Source organism: Halorhabdus utahensis DSM 12940 (assembly GCF_000023945.1).
Lineage (GTDB): Archaea > Halobacteriota > Halobacteria > Halobacteriales > Haloarculaceae > Halorhabdus > Halorhabdus utahensis.
In genome coordinates this window covers 3047832-3066854 of the sequence record NC_013158.1, presented here as the reverse complement: position 1 = coordinate 3066854, position 19023 = coordinate 3047832, and the positions used below count along the sequence as shown (strand labels likewise).

Annotated in this window: 19 protein-coding genes; 8 read left to right on the top strand and 11 right to left on the bottom strand. The window is 65.3% G+C overall.

What is annotated here, in order from left to right; translation table 11 throughout:
• The first annotated feature begins 102 nt into the window (after positions 1-102).
• The 3 genes from HUTA_RS14585 to HUTA_RS14580 are packed head-to-tail and all read left to right on the top strand — an operon-like array spanning position 103 to position 3198.
• Entirely contained in the window at positions 103-1584 is a 1482-nt protein-coding gene (locus HUTA_RS14585; RefSeq protein ID WP_015790700.1) for a sodium-dependent transporter, read from the top strand.
• Entirely contained in the window at positions 1581-1739 is a 159-nt protein-coding gene (locus HUTA_RS15415) for a MetS family NSS transporter small subunit (RefSeq protein WP_015790699.1), read from the top strand. The genes HUTA_RS14585 and HUTA_RS15415 overlap by 4 nt, the downstream gene beginning before the upstream one ends.
• Positions 1732-3198: a sodium-dependent transporter gene (locus HUTA_RS14580; RefSeq protein WP_015790698.1), complete on the top strand. Its 1467-nt coding sequence runs from the start codon at positions 1732-1734 to the stop codon at positions 3196-3198. Before HUTA_RS15415 ends, HUTA_RS14580 begins: the two co-directional genes overlap by 8 nt.
• 154 nt (positions 3199-3352) lie before the next feature.
• Here the strand turns inward: HUTA_RS14580 and HUTA_RS14575 are convergent, their stop codons facing one another.
• The 4 genes from HUTA_RS14575 to HUTA_RS14560 all read right to left on the bottom strand — a co-directional run bounded on the left by HUTA_RS14575 (position 3353) and on the right by HUTA_RS14560 (position 7452).
• A complete protein-coding gene (locus tag HUTA_RS14575) occupies positions 3353-3979 on the bottom strand; it encodes a uracil-DNA glycosylase family protein (RefSeq protein ID WP_218915299.1) in 627 nt (208 codons plus the stop codon).
• A 69-nt stretch (positions 3980-4048) separates the two neighbouring features.
• Positions 4049-5053: a DUF5784 family protein gene (locus HUTA_RS14570; protein WP_049941375.1), complete on the bottom strand. Its 1005-nt coding sequence runs from the start codon at positions 5051-5053 to the stop codon at positions 4049-4051.
• Between the two features lie 39 nt (positions 5054-5092).
• Positions 5093-5920, bottom strand: a complete 828-nt coding sequence (locus HUTA_RS14565; protein WP_015790695.1) for an inositol monophosphatase family protein — start codon at positions 5918-5920, stop codon at positions 5093-5095.
• A 104-nt stretch (positions 5921-6024) separates the two neighbouring features.
• Positions 6025-7452, bottom strand: coding sequence for a flippase (locus HUTA_RS14560; protein WP_015790694.1), 1428 nt, complete (start codon positions 7450-7452; stop codon positions 6025-6027).
• Positions 7453-7814: 362 nt separating this feature from the next.
• Here HUTA_RS14560 and HUTA_RS14550 point away from each other — a divergent pair, with 362 nt between their 5' ends.
• Positions 7815-8090 carry a DUF7111 family protein gene (locus HUTA_RS14550; RefSeq protein ID WP_015790693.1) on the top strand — a complete coding sequence of 92 codons (276 nt, stop codon included), beginning with the start codon at positions 7815-7817 and terminating at the stop codon, positions 8088-8090.
• Positions 8091-8123: 33 nt separating this feature from the next.
• Here the strand turns inward: HUTA_RS14550 and HUTA_RS14545 are convergent, their stop codons facing one another.
• The 5 genes from HUTA_RS14545 to HUTA_RS14525 all read right to left on the bottom strand — a co-directional run bounded on the left by HUTA_RS14545 (position 8124) and on the right by HUTA_RS14525 (position 13351).
• Positions 8124-9080, bottom strand: coding sequence for an alpha/beta fold hydrolase (locus HUTA_RS14545; RefSeq protein ID WP_049941373.1), 957 nt, complete (start codon positions 9078-9080; stop codon positions 8124-8126).
• Between the two features lie 63 nt (positions 9081-9143).
• Complete coding sequence (locus HUTA_RS14540) at positions 9144-9968, bottom strand: ABC transporter permease (RefSeq protein ID WP_015790691.1); 825 nt, start codon at positions 9966-9968, stop codon at positions 9144-9146.
• Positions 9969-9990: 22 nt separating this feature from the next.
• Positions 9991-10791, bottom strand: coding sequence for an ABC transporter ATP-binding protein (locus HUTA_RS14535; protein WP_015790690.1), 801 nt, complete (start codon positions 10789-10791; stop codon positions 9991-9993).
• Positions 10788-12689: a NosD domain-containing protein gene (locus HUTA_RS14530; protein ID WP_015790689.1), complete on the bottom strand. Its 1902-nt coding sequence runs from the start codon at positions 12687-12689 to the stop codon at positions 10788-10790. The genes HUTA_RS14535 and HUTA_RS14530 overlap by 4 nt, the downstream gene beginning before the upstream one ends.
• Before the next feature lie 2 nt (positions 12690-12691).
• Complete coding sequence (locus HUTA_RS14525; protein WP_143920390.1) at positions 12692-13351, bottom strand: nitrous oxide reductase accessory protein NosL; 660 nt, start codon at positions 13349-13351, stop codon at positions 12692-12694.
• Between the two features lie 101 nt (positions 13352-13452).
• On the opposite strand from HUTA_RS14525, the gene HUTA_RS14520 reads away from it, so the two are divergent.
• Genes HUTA_RS14520 through HUTA_RS14505 form a run of 4 tightly spaced genes read left to right on the top strand, consistent with a single transcriptional unit; the run spans position 13453 to position 16048 of the window.
• Entirely contained in the window at positions 13453-14151 is a 699-nt protein-coding gene (locus HUTA_RS14520) for an SCO family protein (RefSeq protein ID WP_015790687.1), read from the top strand.
• Positions 14152-14153: 2 nt separating this feature from the next.
• Positions 14154-14666: a TlpA family protein disulfide reductase gene (locus HUTA_RS14515; protein WP_015790686.1), complete on the top strand. Its 513-nt coding sequence runs from the start codon at positions 14154-14156 to the stop codon at positions 14664-14666.
• Positions 14663-15337, top strand: coding sequence for a cytochrome c biogenesis CcdA family protein (locus tag HUTA_RS14510; RefSeq protein ID WP_015790685.1), 675 nt, complete (start codon positions 14663-14665; stop codon positions 15335-15337). Before HUTA_RS14515 ends, HUTA_RS14510 begins: the two co-directional genes overlap by 4 nt.
• Positions 15338-15385: 48 nt before the next feature.
• On the top strand, positions 15386-16048 hold the full coding sequence (locus HUTA_RS14505; RefSeq protein WP_015790684.1) for a DUF420 domain-containing protein: 663 nt from the start codon (positions 15386-15388) through the stop codon (positions 16046-16048).
• A gap of 28 nt (positions 16049-16076) precedes the next feature.
• Here HUTA_RS14505 and HUTA_RS14500 read toward each other — a convergent pair whose 3' ends face one another.
• Together HUTA_RS14500 and HUTA_RS14495 are read right to left on the bottom strand one after the other, a co-directional pair.
• Positions 16077-17351 carry a heptaprenylglyceryl phosphate synthase gene (locus tag HUTA_RS14500; protein WP_015790683.1) on the bottom strand — a complete coding sequence of 425 codons (1275 nt, stop codon included), beginning with the start codon at positions 17349-17351 and terminating at the stop codon, positions 16077-16079.
• Positions 17352-17444: 93 nt separating this feature from the next.
• Positions 17445-18989: a hypothetical protein gene (locus HUTA_RS14495; protein WP_015790682.1), complete on the bottom strand. Its 1545-nt coding sequence runs from the start codon at positions 18987-18989 to the stop codon at positions 17445-17447.
• Between the last annotated feature and the right edge of the window lie 34 nt (positions 18990-19023).

The following is a 19023-nucleotide window of genomic DNA, read 5'->3' as shown; positions in this document are numbered from 1 at the left end:
TATCTCCCTTCTAAATCTCGGTGAAAACGTCACACTCCGACTCTGACAACTCCCGGCAAATATCGACGTTTTAATTTGGGAGTATATGAAACGAGGCCACGTATGAGTGTCGACGAAACCGATGGAGGATCGTGGTCGACGCGGATCGGGTTCATCCTCGCGGCCGTGGGATCGGCAATCGGACTCGGGAACATCTGGCGGTTCCCGTATCAGGTCCACGCCAACGGCGGCGGCGCCTTCCTGATACCGTATTTCGCTGCGTTGCTCCTGGCGGGCATCCCGGTGCTCCTCGTCGAGGTCTGGCTCGGCAGTGAAACCGGACTGACGACGCCGCTCGCGATTCGAGAGAAGTTCAAAGAGAGCGAATTCCTCGGCTGGTGGGCCGTGCTAAATGGCTTCATCGTCAACGCCTACTACGTCGTCATCCTGGGGTGGTCGGCAGCATTCATCGTGTTCGCACTCACCCACGGGTCCACACTGCCGACTGGCGATCTGTTCACGGCGTTCAAGGCGTTTCTGACGTCGTGGTATCCGGTCGCTGGCGTCATCGTGGTATGGGCGATCAACTATGTCATCCTTCGGTTGGGCATCGAAGACGGTCTCGAACGGGCGAACAAGCTGTTCGTCCCGTTCATCTGGGTGCTTGTCATCCTGCTCGCCGTGCGGGGGATGCTGCTGCCCAGTGGTCTGGATGGCCTGGAGTTCTATCTGACGCCGGACTTTGAGGCGTTGACCGATCCGAGCATCTGGATCAGTGCGTTCGGACAGATCTACTTCACACTCAGCGTCGCTTTGGGGATCATGATCACGTACGCGTCCTATCAGCCAGAGGACCAGGACATCACCAACAACGCCTTCATCATCGCCTTCGCGAACTGTGGCTTTGCCTTCCTCGCTGGCTTTGCGATCTTCCCGTATCTGCTCGCGGCGGACGCCACGGCGACCGACAGCATCGGCCTCGCGTTCGTCGTGCTCCCGAAAGCGTTCCAGACGATTCCGTTCACGCCGATCGTCGGCGCGGTATTCTTCCTCCTGTTGACGCTTGCAGGACTCTCTTCGTCGCTATCACTTGCGGAAGCGCAGGTGGGACCGCTGCGGCAGAAACTCGGCCTCAGCCGGGCGAAAACCGTCAACGCCGTGGCACTGGCGGGCGTCACCCTGAGCCTCGTGATCGCGCTCGAGGGGCCACTCGGACTGCTTGGCAGTGGCGAGGCGGTCGGCGATTCGCTGCAGTTGCTCTCGATGTTCGATACCTCGAGTGCGACCTACACGCTGCCGATGATCGCGCTGGGCGAGACGTTGATCTTCGGATGGGTCTACGGCGTCGGCGCGTTCGACGGCGGCCAACGGATCGCCGAGGCCGCCAACGCTGTCAGCGACTTCTCGATCCCCCCGCGGCTGTATGCGGTCGTCCTCCAGATCGTCGTGCCGACGGCGCTGGGTTATACGATCCTCTCCCAGATCGTGGTGGATGGAAAGACCGGCCTCATCGCGCCGCTGGTGATTGTCTTCTCCGCGGCGATATCCTCCTACGTCACGCAACGGGCAGACACCGTTGCCGCGAACGGAGGTGACGACGCATGACTGCGATCGACCCGGGGGCACTCGCGATGGCCGTGTTCGGTTTCGTGTTCCTGTTCGGCGGCCTCGCCGTGACGCTGTGGATCGCCTTCCAGTCGGGCGGGTATGGCGACGGCCAGTCGGTAGACGACGACCAGGGAGGAGAGGGCGATGAGTGAGCGCGACGCCTGGACGACCCGGATCGGGTTCATCCTCGCGGCCGTGGGATCGGCTGTCGGCCTGGGGAACGTCTGGCGGTTCCCGTGGATGACCGCCGAGAACGGCGGGAGTGCGTTCCTGGGCGTCTATCTCGTGATCGTGTTCGCGATCGCACTCCCGGGCCTGATCGGCGAGTTCGTCGTCGGCCGGCGCGGGGAGCGCAATCCCGTCGGCACGTTCGAACGACTCCAATCGTCATCGTGGCGACCCATCGGCTGGATCGCTGTGCTCACGTCGCTGATCGTCCTGACGTTCTACAGCGTCGCCGGCGGGTGGGTGCTCCGGTACGTCTTCGACAGCCTGGGTGGCGACATCCTCCTGAAAGGCGCGGGTCTCGCCCAGACTACCGCGTTCGGTGCGCCGGGAGCCCACTTCGGGGCGATTTCGTTCGGTCCAGCCGCGCTGATCGCGCATTTCGTCTTCATCGGCTTCACCGGCGGGATCGTCTATTTCGGTATCGCCGACGGGATCGAACGCGCGACGAAGGTGATGGTGCCGGGGATCGTCGCCCTGTTGATCGGGCTCGCCGTGTGGGCGTTCACCCTGGAGGGGGCTGGCGCTGGCCTCTCGTATTACCTCTCACCGGACCTTGACTATTTGGCGAATAACTTCGTGTCGGTCGTCGAGGCCGCAACCGGACAGGCCCTGTTCACCCTTTCAGTGGGCGCGGGCGTCATGTTGACCTATGCCTCCTATCTCGATGAGGATCGGTCGCTGTTCATCGACGGGGGCTCGATCGCCGTGCTCAACACCGCGATCGGGGTCCTCGCCGGCTTTGTCGTCTTCCCGATCATCTACTCCTTCGGCTCGATCGAGGCGGGGACGGGCGGTCCCGGCGTGATCTTCGTCAGCCTCGCCCAGGCGTTCAGTCAGTTGCCCTTCGGGCGGGCGCTCGGCGCAGTCTTCTATCTCGTGCTCGCGATGGCGGCGCTGTCGAGTGCGATCTCCATCATGGAGGTGCTCGTCGCGTACCTCGTCGACGAACACGCGATCGAGCGCGAACGCGCGGCGGTCGGCATCACGCTGTTGTTCGCGGCGACCGGGACGGTCTGTGCGCTCAGAAGCGACGTGTTCGCGCTGTTCGCGGACAATCTCGCAAACCTCGGCCTCGCGAGCGGCCTGCTGGCCTTCCTGCTCTTTGCGGTATGGATCCTGCGTGATGAGGCGACCGAGGAACTGCGCCTCGGCGGCGGAGCAGTCACCGACGCGCTCGCGCGCCCCTGGGCCATACTGATCGCCACGGTGCTCCCGATCTTCCTGGCGTTCACGATCCTCAGCGGCCTGCCAGCCGCGCTGGCGACGCTCGGTGAGATGCTTGGAGGGGTCCCCGCATGGGGATATCTTGCCGGCGCGATCGTCGTGATCGGCCTCGCCCACGCGCTGGTCTTCCGGGAAGAGATCACTGCGCTGGCCCAGTGAGCGGGCCAGAGTCACGTCGGTTGGTCCGAGGTTGTCAGCATGCTCGGCCGTTCACCGGTGCTCGGGGTCGAGGACCGCCAGTTCATGCGGACAGACTTACAAAATTCCGTGCCACCGGGTCTGAAACGCGCCAGTCGCCCAGTCGAATCGTGGATCATCGGACGTAATAGGGCTCGCCCCCACCGGCGAGCCGACCCAGATCGGCCTCTCGTCGATAATCCTGTTTCCGAAGTTCGGTGAGTGCATCAGACAGTTCTCTCCCGTCGTCTTCGTCCCAAGAGTCCGGATCGGCAATGGGCACAACGAGCCACCCGCTGCCGACGATCTCTCTTCCATGTAGCGCCGCCATATCGAGGTCATCGCTGGGTTCCGTCGTCATGTTTTCGAGGACCCATCGCGTCGCGCGCTCGCCGACGGGCAACAGGACGTGGGCCGCGATGGCACGGACTTCTGCCTCGACGAACGTCTCCTCGCGAGTGTAATCGTCGTCGGTCGGCGCTTGCTCGGGGACGCTCGGATGGAGATACGAGAGGTAGGTCGAATCGACCGTCGGCGGAGCGCCAGCTTTCCGGAGGAGTCCGCCTTGCAAAAGCGCATCCTGGAGGCGTTTCGCACCGTCCGTTTCCGTGAAGGGGACACTGGTTGTGACGCCGCCGTGGATACCAGGATGGTCCCCGATGATCTGGAAATCCGCCTCGACATCGCCAAAGCCGGGGACGAAGCGTTCACCGTCCGGATCGAAGCCGAATGGATTGAACTCCGCGTCCGATACGTAGGTCACATCGTGCCCTCGGCACCTGGGTTGCATGAATCCCTCGATCACGGACAAACTGGACGGACCAGCGACGACTCAGGCCACGTCGACGTACGCCGGCAAGTCGATCGGCACGGACCCGAGCGTGTAGGCTGCAGTGTTCCCACCAGGTCGCACGCGGAAGACGACGGCCGGCCGGTGACCGATCTCGGGCTGGGCGTCGAGAATGCGGGACCACTCACCGTCGTCGAAGGAGGAACAGTCGACGAGCAGCGTCACGCCACCGCCGTGGTCGGCGAGTTGCCCGCCGGTCTTGGTCGCGACAGTTTCCTTGATCGCGGCGACGGCCGACCCGGCCGACCGTTCCGAGGGTGGCAGCGGTCGCGTCACTTCCACGAGTCGACCCGTCTGTTCGTCGCCGTCGACCCGAAAGTCGATCGAGTGGCCCGAAGACACCTCGTTCTCCGGGGCGAGGTCGTAGCCGGCGTCGTCGAGCAATTTGGCGACAGTGAACTCGCTCATGGTCGCGCTCATCCGCGTCAGGTTGAGCCGTTCGGCCGTCCCGAGTTTCGCGGCCATCTCATAGCGGTCCGGAAAGACGCCGCCCTCCAGTAACTCCTCGTAATAGGAGAGGGCCGTCTCCCGATCGCACTCCGGGAATCCGGCGGCGTGATCCCGGAAGAACTCCCGGGAGGTGTGTCGGCCGTCCTTCGAGAGCAAGACCGGCAGGAAAAACCACGAGATGGTCGGGTACTCGGCGAGCCAGGGGGCTTCCTCGTGTAGCGTCGCGAGGAGTTCCCGTTCGGCCCACTCGGCCACGGCGTCGGGCACCTCGTCGAAGGTGTACTTCTCGGTCTGCCAGAGCGCCTTCGGGGTCTCGGTGTTGCCCATCCAGTAGGCGACGTCGTCGGACCAGGTGAACAATGCCACGTCGCCGTTATCCATGTCGAAACGACGGGCATCGTATCCCTCGGGCTGGCGGAACCATGGGCGTCCCATCGTCGCACCGATGGCCTGGTTCAGTGACTGATAGAGGGCGGATCGAACGCGATCGGCGGTCCAGCGCTCGTTCGAGCGCCGGAATCGAAGCGGCTTCGCCACGTGATTCGATACGTGAGTGACTGCTTTACGTGTTTGGTGTCAATCGTACCGGTCCCCAACGACGGTGTCGACGAAGGTTTCGAGGTCGGCCTGGATCGAGCCGTTCGAGGCGATTACCTGGCGGGTGCCGTCCGAAAGCGCCCGATCCCGTACTGTCCCGCCCGCCTCACGAAGGATGACCTCCCCCGCCGCGACGTCCCAGTCGTTGATCGACAGCACGACGTAGGCGTCGGCGCTGCCGTCGGCGATCTGGCACATGTTCAGGGCGGAACTCCCCGGTCGCCGGACCATGCTCTCGCGTTCGAGCAGCGAACTCGCGACGGCGAGATCCGACGCGAGCCAGGCGCGACTCCGCTCGCTCAGGCGGGCGAACACCAGACTGCCGGCGAGCGTATCGTGCCCGGAGACGGTGATCGGTTCGCCGTCGAGCGTGTGGTCCTCGCTTCGATAAGCACCCTCGCCGGCGGCGGCGTACCACGTCCGCCCCAGAGCGGTGTCGGGCGAGTGGACGACGCCGACGACCCCCTCGCCGGCGATCCGGAGGCCGACCGAGACGCAGTAATAGGGATACCCGGTCGCGAAGTTCGATGTCCCGTCGATCGGATCGACGATCCACTCCCGACCTTCGCCGGTGAGTGCCGTCGGGTTCTCCTCCCCGACGACGCTGTCCGCGGGGAAGGCCGCCCCGATCACGTCCGTGACCCGCTGTTCGCACTCCCGGTCGACGGCAGTGACCAGATCGTTCCCGCTGCGCTTGGATTCGGTGTCCTCGGCCGTCCGGAAGTCACGGCCAGCGTGTTCGGCGGCGATCGATCCGGCCTCGCGGGCCGCTCGGATGGCAACCTGAAGTTCCTCGGTCGCGTCCATGCGTTCGGTTGCTCCCGCGGTAGGTTAGCCCTGACGTTCCACGGTCGGGCCGCTGTGAAGCGGTGCGAGCATAGCCATCAGGACGCCTCCGTTCGGACGCCGCCTCACTCGGCGACGCCACGAGCCAGCGACTGCATCTCGCCGACGAACTTCCGGCGCATCGAGGGGTTTGCCAGGGTGAGGAGTCCGTAGACGACGACGCCCACCACGAGAATGCCGAGCAAACGCGGGAGCGTGTCGATCGGGACGACCACACCGATGGCGTGAATGGCCCCGGCCATCACGGCGGCCGCACCGGTCAACCACGCGATCTCGACCCACGGGAACTCGATCGTCACGAACCGCGAGAGGAAGTAGGCGTGCAGGACGGTGTTGAGGACGAACGACGAAGCCGTTGCGACCGCCGCGCCGGCGATGCCGAACTCGAGGATGAGCACGACGTTCAGGACGAGATTGACGGTGATGGAGGCGACCGTCGCGTACGCCGCCAGATCCGGGCGGTCGAGCGCCTGGAGCGACCGGCCGAGGATCGTATGCACCGACTGGAGGAGTTTCTCGCCCATCAGAATGATCAACACGACCCATGCGACGGTATACTCCGGCCCGAAGACCAGCCCCAGGATCTCCTTCGCGTAGACCAGCGTGATGAAGAACGAGGGGATCACCAGCGCCATCGAGGGCGTGATCGTCTTCCGGATCATGTCCTCGATGCGCTCGTAGGCCTCCTCGGCGTCCCAGCGGCTGGCCTGGGGGAACAGCGTCGTCGCGATCGATCGGCTCAACAGCATCACGACGAGCGTCACCCGCCAGGCGATCTCGTAGGCCCCGACGTCGGCCTGGGTCATGAGCAAGCCGATGATCGCGACGTCCATCCAGGAGTAGAAGTACCAGCCGACCCGCGAGATGACGCCCCAGCGGCCGTACTCGAACAGCGACCTGGCGTGATCGAGCGAGACGCGCCCGAGTGGAATCGACACCCGGTACCAGCCCCAGATGAGCATCACGCTCAACCCGGCGAGCAGGCCGTAGATCAGCGCCTCGACCCCCATGCCCTGGGAGACCAACAGTCCGCTGACGGCAAACCAGACGACCCACCGGGTCACCCGGAGGATCGCCGTCTCGCCGACCCGAAGTTCGCCCCGGAGGACGATGGTCGACAGCCGCGAGACGTCCTGAATCACGATCGCGACGGCGAGAAAGACCGCGAACTCGGCCCCGATGTAGCCGTTGATGGCGTCCTGAAAGAGGAGAATGAGCCCCACCACCAGCGCCATCGGGACGAGTTTGACCGCCAGCGCGCTCGTGAGATACGTACTCTGCTCGCGTCCCTCGCTGATCCGCTTCTCGATGGCTCCCCGGAAGCCAAAGTCAGCCGGAATCGCGATCATACCCAGCAGTGCCTGAAACAGGAAGAACATCCCCATCTCCGAGGCCCCGAGCGCCCGGGCGAACACCGCGATCCCGAGAAACCGGATCGTAGTCCGGCCGACGTTGCTCGCGAACAGCTTGAGGCTGGAGCGCGTGAAGTCCATCGTCAGGCCCCCCGCTGGTGTCGCCGGTCGTTGGCCCCCAGCGGCCACGACCGGGTGAGACGGTCACTTCGTGAGTACGCGATCCGCTGCCCCCACGCAGTCGTCCCCTGCTTCACGGCCGATACCTCCGCGTTTTGCCACGACGCGTCGACAGTAACACGCAAAGTGGTCGCCGTCACGCCTTCCTATATCTTTCGAGATGGACCGGCGGGTTCGACGCCAAAAGGGTGTGGCGGCCGGACCGACGTGAAACGGGTGCGGCGGCCGGACCGTCGTGAAACGGGTGCGGCGGCCGGACCGACGCCACAATGGGGCGAAGACCGGACCGACACCTTCGACACGCTGGCGTCCGAACGGGGCGTATGACAGCGACGGAGCGGACGGCGGACGGCATCACCGCCACCTACGAGGAGACGGACGCCGAACGCGTGCTCGTCTTCGAGGTCAACGGACAGACAGCAGCGATCGCACAAAACCGGGAGGGCTACGCCATGTTGAAAGTTCGACCGACCGCTGACGGCGACGAACTCGAACGCTACTACGGGTTCGACATGGCACTCGATCACGCCGCGGAGCTACTCGGCGTCGATCCGGCACAGTTGCCGATCCCCGAATCGGCCGAAGACATGGGGATGTAGCCGATTGCCGCTGTAAAGCGGATGGGAACGCGCTCAAGCGGTCGAAACAGCCGTTGAGGGCGCTTCGTCGATGTCGTCGGCAACGACCCCGACGAACGCTGCCGGATGCTCGACGTGCGGAAGGAGTTTCGCGTCGTCGAAGACGACCAGTCGGGAGTCGGTCTTTTTCGCCAGTGCACGACCCGCCGACACCGGCGTGATCTCGGCGTCGCGCCCCCAGACGAGCGTGACCGGGGCGTCGACGTCGGCAAGCATATCTTCAAGCTCCGTCTCGGGATCGAGATACCCACTGACGAACGACGCCGGGGCGTAGCGTGCGCCGGGCTGGTGGGCCGACTTCCATTGATATTCGAGGGTCTCGTCGGTCAGATTGTCCATGTCCGCGTAGCCGTGGTCCCGGTGGAAATGCTTGATCCCCGGCTTGCTGACCAGCAGGTTGAACAGCCCCGAACCCACGAGCGGCGCGCGAAACACCGACCGGAGCCATGACCGGGGCGTCTCGCTCATCGTCGTGTCCGTCGGCGCGATCAACACGAGCGACTCGACGGCCGCGTCGGACGCGCCACAGGCGGCGTAGGCACCCGATAGCGACGACGCGACGACCGTGGGCTCATCGGCGAGATCCCGAATGGCATCCCGGAGAAATGTCTCATACAGCGACCCCGAGTACAGCAACGGCGGGCGGTCCGATCGGCCAAAGCCGGGGAGGTCAGGGGCGATGACGTGGTACTCCCGGGAGAGGTCCTCGAACACTTCGGCGAACTCTCGGCTCGAAGAGGCCGCCGATATGCCATGCACAAGGAGCAGATCAGGGTCGCTCGGATCGCCCGCTTCGGTGTAGGCGACGTCGAAGCCACGCCAGCGGTAGGTGCCCTCCGAGCCCACGAGCGGGGCTTCGAGGTCACCGGCACGGGTCGTGAGGATGCGATTGACGCCAGCGATCACGCCGGCAGTGCCGACAGCCGTCGTGAGGAGGTTCCGGAGTTTCATATCTAACACCAGGGGCGTGGCCGGCATATAGGTGATGCCCACTGTCCCCGACTGTCGTTCGGACTACGGCGGCCCTGGCCGATACACCCAGTGAATCGCGACGGCGAGTGCCCCCGCCGTCCACCCCACCAGTCCAAGCAGGGCGGCCAGCGGCTCCACGCCACCCGCGATCGTATCGCCGGCTACTGGCCCGATAGCGACTTCGAGGACGAGGCCGCGGAACGCCGAGAGTGGACTCACAGCGGAAAGCGTCGAGAGTGCCTCCGGGGGGACGACCCCACCGGCGAGCCCGGCCACGAAACCGAGATCCAGCCCGACAACAAGGATCACGACGCCCCCGATCGCCAGCCCGATCGCATTCCGGGTCGTCCGTGCGATCGCCGAGACGGCGATAGCGACCGCAAGCGCCACCGGCGCGAACACCGCCGTCAAAACGACCAGCCGCAGGTAGACCAGGGGTGAATCGGCGGTGGCGTGGGTCGCCAGAACCGAAATGGACTCCTCGCGAAACGCGAGAACTGATCCACCGGCGATCAGCAGAGGGACGAGAACGACCATAAGGACTGTCGCGAGCCGACCCAGGAACACGCCGAGGACGTACGACCGCGCGGACAGCGGATACGTCCGGAAGACGGCGAGTTCGCCCCGCAGGCGATCGTCGAGAATCGACCGGTACCCGACCGCAAACGCCACTACCGGCACCAGCACTTCCAGCGGCGTGAGCACGGAGAGCGAGAGCGAGAGATAGCCACTACCCCGGGTCGTCCAGGCGAGGGCGAGGACGACAAAGGCGTAGCCCGCGGCGACAGCGAGTAGCGCCCGACTCCGGAGCGTCGCATCGAAGGCGCGCTGAGCCACGGCGACCGTCCGCTCCCAGGATTCGTTCATCCGCAATCACCTGTCGACCCCATCATCGCCGATCACCCGTCCCGGCCCGGACGCCGATAGCGTCTTCGCGGTCGATCAGCGCATCGATTGCGCCCCCGAGCGATTCAGCAGCAGTTTCGGACTGGATTTCCGACGGCGATCCGCCGGCGACGAACTCGCCGTCGTCAAGAATGCGGACCTGGTCGGCGATGCGCTCGGCCGCGTCGAGATCGTGGGTCGCCATGAGCACCGCCGCGCCATCGGCTGCAAGATCGGCGATGACGTCCGCAATACGGTGGCGAATCTGGGGATCGAGGCCGCTGGCGGGTTCGTCGAGCACGACGACCGGCGGCGAACCGACGGTCGCCTGTGCCAGCCCGAGGAGCCGAACCATCCCGCCCGAAAGATGCTCGACCCGCCGATCGGCGACGGCAGCGAGTCCCACCCGCTCCAGGGTCGCGGCCTCGTCGATCGGTGTCGGGACGAGCGATCCGTAGAATCCGATCGTTTCGGCGACCGTGAAGTGGGGCCGAAACGCCGGGCGCTGGGGCAGATAGCCGACGTCACGCGCGGCGTCGATCTCTCCGGTGACCGTCCCCTCGTCCGGGGTTCGAAGGCCCGCCGCGATCGAGAGCAGCGTCGACTTCCCCGAGCCGTTCGGCCCGAGCAAGCACGTCACCGACTCGGCCCGGACATCGAGCGAGACACCCTCGAGGACCGAGACGTCGCCGAAGGACTGCCGGACGGCTTCCAGAGTTAAAACGGAGTCCCCGGAGGCCGCTTCGTCATCGGCTGTCTGGGCGTCAGCGACCTCTTTGCCGTTGCGGGAATCGTCACCGGTCATGGCGAAACCCCCGCACCAGCGGCGGTAGCATTCTGTGCCGCCGCGACCCGGTCGGGATGGACCGGATCGGTCCGCGGCTCGTCGTCGATCACGTTCGCGGATCGCAATCCCGGAACCGCCGCCTGGAACTGCCGTAACATGGTGACGGCGGGCGACGTCGCGAGCGTTGCGGCCCCGTCGGAGCGCCCGACGACGCTATCGACCGGTCCAGTCGGGCGGAACGCGCGATCGATCCGACCGTCGGCATCGGTATCGCGGCCCGGGAGGGTGCCCCAGTGATTGCCCGTCCACACCCGGACCGGCCCACGTCCGGTGTCGACGTAGCGGTCGTTGTCCACGAGGTCGTTGTCCGTCACGCGGTTTGTCGGAACGATCGTGCCCGTTCGCAGTCCGACCTCGTTGCCGACCAGGACGTTGTGCGCGAAGGTCGATCGCTGGGCACCGAGGTCCATCCCGTAGCGGTTGGCGACGAGCGTGTTGTTGGCCGCGAGTGAGCTACTCCCGCCGACTGAGATCCCGACGTCGCTCGCGGAAACCCGGTTTTCGATGATCACGTTCGATCGCGGCCGCGTCATGACGACGATCCCGATATCGGTATCGCGGGCGGTGTTGTTCGCCACCAGTGTCTCGGATGTGTACATCTCGTGGACCGCAAATCGCATGCCAGTCATTCGGTTATCCCGCACCACGAGTCCATCGGCGTGGTGGGTGTAGACCGCGTCCCGGCCGCCGGTGAACGTGCTGTGCTGAACCACGATCCGGGAGTCCATCGCAAGGACGCCCATGAATCCGTCCTGCCAGTCGGCGGTACCGTCGATCGAGAGGTTCTCGACGACGACGCCATCGCTGTCTCGGACGATCGCGCCGCTCGCTGGTGTCTGAATGGTGACCCGGGACACCAGCGATCGGTTCGCCCCGTCGAAGACGACCCCGGCATCGCCATACCCGTAGGTTGTCCGGATGCTCTCGTCCCAGTCGTCGGCTGTTTCGGAGGCGTTGGCCGGCGTGCCCGTGTTCGACTTACCCACGCCACTGATCGACAGATCGGCGAGACCGACCCGCGGCGCGGTCACTCGAAGCACGGTTCCGTTATCACCGACGACGTGCGTCCGTTCGCCTGCTCCCTGGACCGTGAGCGGCTTCCCGATGGTGACGTTTCCGTCGTAGGTTCCGGGCGGGAGTCGAACGGTGGTGTTCGGCGGTGCGGCCTCGATCGCCGCGGCGAGCGTCGGAACGTCGCCACCCACCGTGATCGAGACCGGCCGATCCAGGAGGGGTCGACGATCCTGCACGGTCCGGTCGGCCCACGCTTTGCGATCGCTCGCCGCCTCACGTAGCCACGATGCCCTCGGTTCGTCTTCGCGGGGCTCGAGCGCCCCCCACTCGCGGACGGCTCCTCCGTAGCGCTCGGCGAAGTCGCTCGCGTCAGCCGCGTCACTGAACGGGACAACCGCCGGACTGCCAGGGGTCCGTGCGCCGCTTCCGACGACGAACGAAGCCTCGCTGGCTCGCGTCCACCCGACTGCGGGATCGGACGTGACGGTGAGATAACCCTCGTCAGTGAGCCGAGGGCCGGCACCGGAGTAGTCGCTCACGTATATCCCGATGGGGCGACCGAACTGCCGGGTCGTCTCCTCGCGATCGACTGCCGTGACCGCAGACGCTACCCCATAGTAGCCCACGACGTACTGATAGTGCGAGTAGAACACTTCGACGCGGGGGATCTCGTGGCCGGCGGCGTAGGCTTGCTGGACATCGACACCCGCAAGCCCGGTCGTGAGGGTATCGGAGAACGGAACCGGCTCTGCACTCGCGCTCGCGCCCGGATCAGCGGCGAACGCCAGGCTGGCCCCCGCGAGCACGACAGCGAGACCGGCCAGAACGAGCGTGACTCGCATCGTTAGGTCTGGGCCAGGCTACCGATCATGGACCTGGTGACGTCTGCAAACTGTGCCGTCGAGCCGCCGTACTCGTCGGCAAAGGCCGTTGCGTCGTCGTCGCTGGAGAACGCAATGAGATCCCGCCCCATCGCGCCCTCGACGGACGACCCAACGACGAACGTAACGGCAGACGCGTCGGCGAACGCCGCGGCTTCGGGGTGGGTCGAGATGAACGTCGTGCCGGCATCGGTGCGGATCTCGTAGTCGACGCTCGAATAGTCGGTCACGTAGAACGCCGCGCGCGTCCAGCCACGATCGCGGCGCTCGAAATCGTACTGGAATGCCTCCCAGGTGCTGTCGAAGCGCGCCGGGTTGTCGTGGCCGGAGGGGTCGTTGTTTCGGTAGAACACCTCGGTAGTTGGTCCGGGATGTTGTGGGATGATCATGCCACACACGTCACAGACGTCGTCGGACCCCAGGGTGACAGGATCTGGGGTGGGACCGGAGAGACAGCCCGCCATGCTGAGGACGCCGCTCGTTGCAGCCGCCGACAGGACTCGCCGTCGGGTACATCCGTGCCGAACACCGCCGCCGTCACAGTGAGAGTCGACATCCCCAACGCGGCCACCCGACGCAGAGTCCCAGGAACCGCCGACTCCGTGCTGTTCGCTATCGACCATTACTCAGTATTGGGAGCCTTCTACAATTAATCCGGTGGTCTCTCCCAGCAAATCCTTCGCGTTCGGGAACGGTTTAGTGCGTCCGACACAATGTCGAGTACGTGAACAGGAGAGCGTATCTGGGGACAGTCGCGGGTGGGATTGCCGCGCTGACGGCCGGGTGTTCGGCCGCCGAGTCGGATACCACAGTGACGAGCGAGCGTTCGATCGACGCATCGAACACCTATCTCGACAGGCCGGATCTGCGGGCCGAGCCGGAGAGTCTCCCGTATCCAGTCTACGGACAGTCGCTTCCGGCGGTCACGCTATCGGATCCCATTGCCGACGAGGACGTTTCGATCGGTGCTGACGGCCGTGACACGCTGGTGACGTTCTTCTACAGTCATTGTCGGACGGTCTGTCCCCGGTTGATCTCTGCCCTGCGGAACGTACAGGCGAAGGCAATCGAGGACGACCGCATCGACACGACGGCCTTCCAGGCGGTCACCTTCGACCCCGAACGCGACGACGCGGATCGACTGCGCGGATACGCCGACCGGATGAACGTCGCTCTGGACGAGAATTGGCGGTTCCTCCGCCCGGAGTCGCCCGACGACGCCAAGGACATCGTCATGGACGAGTTCGGCGTCCGATTCGAGCGGACGCACCCCGAAGAGATGGAGATGTACATGTTTTCCCACCGCGCGCTCATCCTGCTGGTCAATGCCGATGGATACGTCGAACGATCCTACACCGACTCGACACCGTCGTGGCAGTCGATCGACGAGGACCTCCGGACGCTTCGGCGCCGGGAAGGCTGACGATGCGACGACGCGAACTCCTGGCCGGCGTCGGCGGCGCCGCCGTCGTGGGAGCGGGCGGCTATCTGGCACTCACTGCCGGTGAGGAGCGAATCGACCCCACCGTCATCGACCTGTTCGATACGTCGACCACCGCGGGGGCCGAGTTGCGGGTTCCAGTCAATGGGGAGGTCACCGTCGTCGACCTGTTCGCGACGTGGTGTCAACCGTGCAAGCCCGCTCTCGACGCGCTCAGGACGGTCCAGGCGGAAACCACTGACATCGCGTTCGTCTCCGTCACCAACGAAGTGCTGGGCGGAGAACTCTCCAGAGACGACGTGCTCGCGTGGTGGGACGCGTACGGCGGGGCCTGGCCCGTCGGCCACGACCCCGAGGGGGGCCTGCTGGCGAGTCTCGGAGCATCGACGTTGCCATACACGGCTGTGGTGGACCCGAGTGGCCGAGTCGTCTGGGCGGAGACGGGCGTCCCGGACCCGGAACGAGTGAGCCAAGCGATCGCCGACGCCCGGCCATGAGCGGACTTACTTTTGGCGCGACCGTCGCGTTCGCAGTCACGACGGGCGCGACGACGTTTTTCGCGCCCTGTGCCTATCCGTTACTCCCGGGGTACGTCGGCTACTACATGCAGGCCGAGTCCAGGGAGGGAGGCGCGCTACTCACTGGGGCTCTGGTCCGCGGCCTGGCAGCGAGCGTCGGCGTGTTGGTGACCTTCGGGCTGTTGGCCGTCGCGGCGATCACGGTCGGCCGGCCGCTCCAGGCACACCTCTCAACGCTCGAACTGGTCGTCGGCGTCCTGCTGATGTTGTTCGGACTGGTGACGCTGTCAGGCCGGACGGTCGGCTGGCACGCGCGACTGCCCGAGAGAACCACGTCGATCAGTGGATTCGTCGGGTTCGGGGGACTCTACGCGATCGCGGCGACGGGGTGCGTCGCCCCCGTCTTTCTGGCTGTCGTCTCCCAGGCACTGACGTTCGGGCCGGCTGGGACAGCCGCAGTCCTGGGTGGATACGCCGCCGGGATGGCGGTGCTGATGATCGGAGCCACCGTTGCAGTCGCGGTCGGCGTCGAGATCACGACGGATCGGTTCGCGGGATTGGCCGACCGCATGACGCCGATTGCGGGCGGGATTCTCGTCGCGGCAGGCCTCGCCCAGATCGCCCTCGCGCTGTTCGTCTACAGCGTCTAGGCGTGCCGGAAGCCGAACACAAAAGCCGCCGGCGGTCCAGGGTCGCGTATGCAGACAGATTCAGGCTCCTGGCTCCGACGAGTAGCTCGGGAGCGGCCCCTCGGCGTGACAGCCGTCCTTTCGGCGATCGGGTACGCCCTCGTGGCGGGCGCGTTCGCGGGGGCGATCCCGCTGTTTCCGCCGCTCGACCGGTCGACAGTCAACCTCTTTGGTCACCTCATCGCCGTCGTCAACGCGAGCGCGCTGAGCGCGATCCTCGCCGGCGTCTACTTCATCAAGCACGACGAAGTCGAAAAACACCGCGCGGCGATGCTGACGGCGTTCGCCCTCATCGCCGTCTTCCTGGTGCTCTATCTCTGGAAGGTCGGCGGCGGCTTCGAGAAGTCGATCACCGTCACCGGCCCCCCGGAGATCGCCTACCTGCTGATGCTGGCCGTCCACATCATCCTCTCGGTGGTGGCGGTCCCGGTCGTCCTCTATGCGGTGATTCTCGGACTCACGCACACGCCGGCCGAACTCCGATCGACGGCCCACGCCCGGGTCGGCCGGATCGCCGTCGCCGCCTGGTCGATCAGTCTCTTTCTCGGGATCGTGACCTACGTCATGCTGAACCACGTCTACGGCTGGGTGCCCCGCGAATCAATGCTCCTGCTGGTTGCCGTGCCACGGCCGGTATGGGATCTGGGCGGGGAATCCGGCGGTCGCGAATAGGTGCGAAACCGACGAGAACGGGAGGATGTCAAGCGACGCTGATGTGCTCGACCGGCAGCGCCTCGGCGTCGAGATCGAGGTCTTCGGCGAGCAGGCCGGCCACGAGATCGCGTGGGAACGACTGCTCGTCGTCTCCCAGGACGTTCGAGAGTTCGATACCACCGGGTAGTTCGTCGCGTCGATCCAGCGCAGTAGCGAGCTCGGCTTCGCTCGTCACCTCGCCGTCCAGCTCGGACCGGAGGGCCTCCAGTGCAAGCGCGGCCTCGATGGTCGACACCAGATACTCCCGGGCCCTGGCGGTCGGATTCGACAGCGACGGGATCGTCGAGAGGTACTCGGCCGCACTCGTCTCCGCGACATCGCACTCGTCGCTCAACCAGGACTCGATGTCGCCATGCGTGGCGTCGGCCGAGAGCGCCTCGACAGCGTCGGCACACAGATCGGCTTCTTCGTCGGCGATCTCGTGGAAGACGTTACCGACGACGACGGCGTCCGCGCCGGCTTCGAGGACAGCCTCGACGTTCTCGCGGGAGTCGAGCCCGCCACCGTACCAGAGCCGCGACCACGACAGCGCATCCGAGACGTCCTCGAGGATCTCGACGGCTTCCTCGCCGCCGAACGTCCCCGAATACTCGAGATACACGATCTCAGATTCGAAGACCGTCTCGGCAACCATCGCCCGCTGTTTGGCTTCCTGCGGACTGAGCAGATCGTCCTCGGTCACCGAGGCCTCCCGGGCCGCAGCACTGTCGAGGTTCATGATGATGTACGCCTCGAAGACGGCTTCCTGAAGCGTCCACGCCGAGAACAGCGAGACGACCCGCCGTTCGAGCCCCTCTCCGAGCGGGATCGGGAGCTTGTCGTCGAGGTACTCCGGACCGAGTTCCTCCCTGAGGTACTCGATTCCGGAGCCGAGCGTCCCGACAATGGCCTCCGTGTCGCCGTTGAGCACCTGGGGAACGGCGAAGTAATCGGCCTGTTCGCGGGTCCGTTCGGTGACCTGTCGGACGCCGCTTGGCTCCTGGATCGCGGGGCGCGGTCGCCCCGAAACCAGTTCGAGCGTCTCTTCGGTGTTCTGTCCGGTCACGTCTTTCGAGCCCCCGACCTCCAGCGCGCCGGTGTGTTGAAGATAGAGCGGAAACAACAGCGGGAGTTTCTTCGCTTCCTCCGGGTCGATCTTCGTGATGTGCTCCCACTCCGCCGGCACGGGGTTCGTGTCAACAGGTAAGACGGTTCGTCCGGCCAGCGATATCGTTCTCGTCGCCGACTCGAAAGTACGGGCGATAGCGTCGAAACTCGGCATTGGTAGCTGATTGGAACCGCCCCGCTATTATACCTCCTGCTATCGACCGTGCGTCACACTCCACCGGTCGAGGCGAATGGCCGGGATCACCCCTCAAAACAGGACGTTCGAGACCGGAAACAGCAACGGGAGGACGTTCGAGGAGAGGAGACTGGCCATCTTGTTGACCTCGAGCGGCCAGGTCGGAGCCGCCTGGAGGGCAGCCCATGCTGGTCCTTCCGAGTCGTCGAAGGACTCGATACGGTCGCCCGCCGCCGGCGTCCGGTCATTGTCGACCTCACGCGCCGTGCCCTGGTATTTCCGGGCGATCCGGTGTTTGTCCCTGACCATCTTGGCGTGCATCGACCAGAAGGAGTAATACCCCCAAGCGCCGGCTCCAAGGGCGTACCCGACGACCGGACCGACGAAGCTGATGAGCCAGACAGCCGTCGACAGCGGATCACCGATCGCCATGACTCCCCCGCGCGGAATCGCCCGGCCGCCGACAACGTACAACCGGTAAACCAGATACAGCCCGGCCATGGTGAGAATCATGTTGATCCGGATCGCAAACCGGCCCAGGTCACGAAAGCCGCCGTAGCCGTCGACGTGAAACGGCTCGTAAGTCAACTCGACATCGCTGTACTCGCCGCTGGCGTTCAACAGCCGGTTGAAGTATCGCACGACGACGAGAAACTGAAAGGCTGCCGTGCCGAGAATGGCGTTCAACGAGGCGTTGACGAGGAGCCCGAGCCCGTAATCGAGTTCCTGTGGGCCGTTCCCGATCAGCCAGATGATGGCGAACTGGGCAGCCACGAGCACGCCGAACACCCGGGACGGGGAAAGCCCATAGACCCTCAGCCGGAGGCTGTCGTGGAGGTCAGTCAGGAAGTGCCGGTAGGCCAGTTCGTCCCCGACGATGTCGTTCGATCTGGCGCCGAGCGTGACAAAGAGATGTTCGATACGGAGCGTCGCCTCGTAGAGGAACTGGCCGGCAACGAGTAACAGGAGGAGGTATCCCGAAACGAACACAACGTTCGGTTCGATGGCACTGGGGTGGTCGGCAGTAACCGTCAGGAAGACCGACATCCCGACGCCGGCCACGAGCGCCCCAACGAGCCCATAGATGGCCAGTGCCGAGGGGAACTCCCGATATTCGACGACGTCAACCATCGACAGCAGCCAGACCAACACCGGCGTGATGGCGAGGTAAAGCGCGAACAGTCCCGCGTCCGGGCCCGCGATCGACGGGAACAGGTCGGTGACCGGACCGACCGACGGGTCAAGCCACGCGCCGGCAACGAGCAGCGCAGTCGCCACGGCGATGACGAGCGGTGCGTGCCGTAGCAACTGTCGTGGAATCCCATCGATGAAGGCGAACTGTGCCTCCGCGCCGGTCTCGCGGTAGGTTCCGTCCGAATCACGCTCGACCCGCTCGAACGTCGGTCGGTTTCCCGATTCCGGTTTGATCGCCAGAAACGGGAACGTGTCTGTTCGCGTGAGCTGGGGGACGATTTCACAGATCCGGTGGAGATGCATGTCGCTCCCGCCGTCTGTCCAGCGGATCCACAGCGACCCGAGGAGTTCGTCGTCGGCCGGCCGGTCAGCACGCCAGTGTTCGCGCCCCGTCGTCTCGCCGGTCGCGTCCGACTCGCCCATTCGTAGGGAGCTATCCTGCGTGCGCTGTGAAAAA

Excerpts from the sequence above, each read along its gene's own strand:
- HUTA_RS14585 (WP_015790700.1), top strand. The coding sequence starts at position 103 with ATGAGTGTCGACGAAACCGATGGAGGATCGTGGTCGACGCGGATCGGG.
- HUTA_RS15415 (WP_015790699.1), top strand. The coding sequence starts at position 1,581 with ATGACTGCGATCGACCCGGGGGCACTCGCGATGGCCGTGTTCGGTTTC.
- HUTA_RS14580 (WP_015790698.1), top strand. The coding sequence starts at position 1,732 with ATGAGTGAGCGCGACGCCTGGACGACCCGGATCGGGTTCATCCTCGCG.
- HUTA_RS14565 (WP_015790695.1), bottom strand. The coding sequence starts at position 5,920 with ATGGACGCGACCGAGGAACTTCAGGTTGCCATCCGAGCGGCCCGCGAG.
- HUTA_RS14560 (WP_015790694.1), bottom strand. The coding sequence starts at position 7,452 with ATGGACTTCACGCGCTCCAGCCTCAAGCTGTTCGCGAGCAACGTCGGC.
- HUTA_RS14550 (WP_015790693.1), top strand. The coding sequence starts at position 7,815 with ATGACAGCGACGGAGCGGACGGCGGACGGCATCACCGCCACCTACGAG.
- HUTA_RS14545 (WP_049941373.1), bottom strand. The coding sequence starts at position 9,080 with ATGAAACTCCGGAACCTCCTCACGACGGCTGTCGGCACTGCCGGCGTG.
- HUTA_RS14540 (WP_015790691.1), bottom strand. The coding sequence starts at position 9,968 with ATGAACGAATCCTGGGAGCGGACGGTCGCCGTGGCTCAGCGCGCCTTC.
- HUTA_RS14535 (WP_015790690.1), bottom strand. The coding sequence starts at position 10,791 with ATGACCGGTGACGATTCCCGCAACGGCAAAGAGGTCGCTGACGCCCAG.
- HUTA_RS14530 (WP_015790689.1), bottom strand. The coding sequence starts at position 12,689 with ATGCGAGTCACGCTCGTTCTGGCCGGTCTCGCTGTCGTGCTCGCGGGG.
- HUTA_RS14525 (WP_143920390.1), bottom strand. The coding sequence starts at position 13,351 with ATGGTCGATAGCGAACAGCACGGAGTCGGCGGTTCCTGGGACTCTGCG.
- HUTA_RS14515 (WP_015790686.1), top strand. The coding sequence starts at position 14,154 with ATGCGACGACGCGAACTCCTGGCCGGCGTCGGCGGCGCCGCCGTCGTG.
- HUTA_RS14510 (WP_015790685.1), top strand. The coding sequence starts at position 14,663 with ATGAGCGGACTTACTTTTGGCGCGACCGTCGCGTTCGCAGTCACGACG.
- HUTA_RS14505 (WP_015790684.1), top strand. The coding sequence starts at position 15,386 with ATGCAGACAGATTCAGGCTCCTGGCTCCGACGAGTAGCTCGGGAGCGG.
- HUTA_RS14500 (WP_015790683.1), bottom strand. The coding sequence starts at position 17,351 with ATGCCGAGTTTCGACGCTATCGCCCGTACTTTCGAGTCGGCGACGAGA.
- HUTA_RS14495 (WP_015790682.1), bottom strand. The coding sequence starts at position 18,989 with ATGGGCGAGTCGGACGCGACCGGCGAGACGACGGGGCGCGAACACTGG.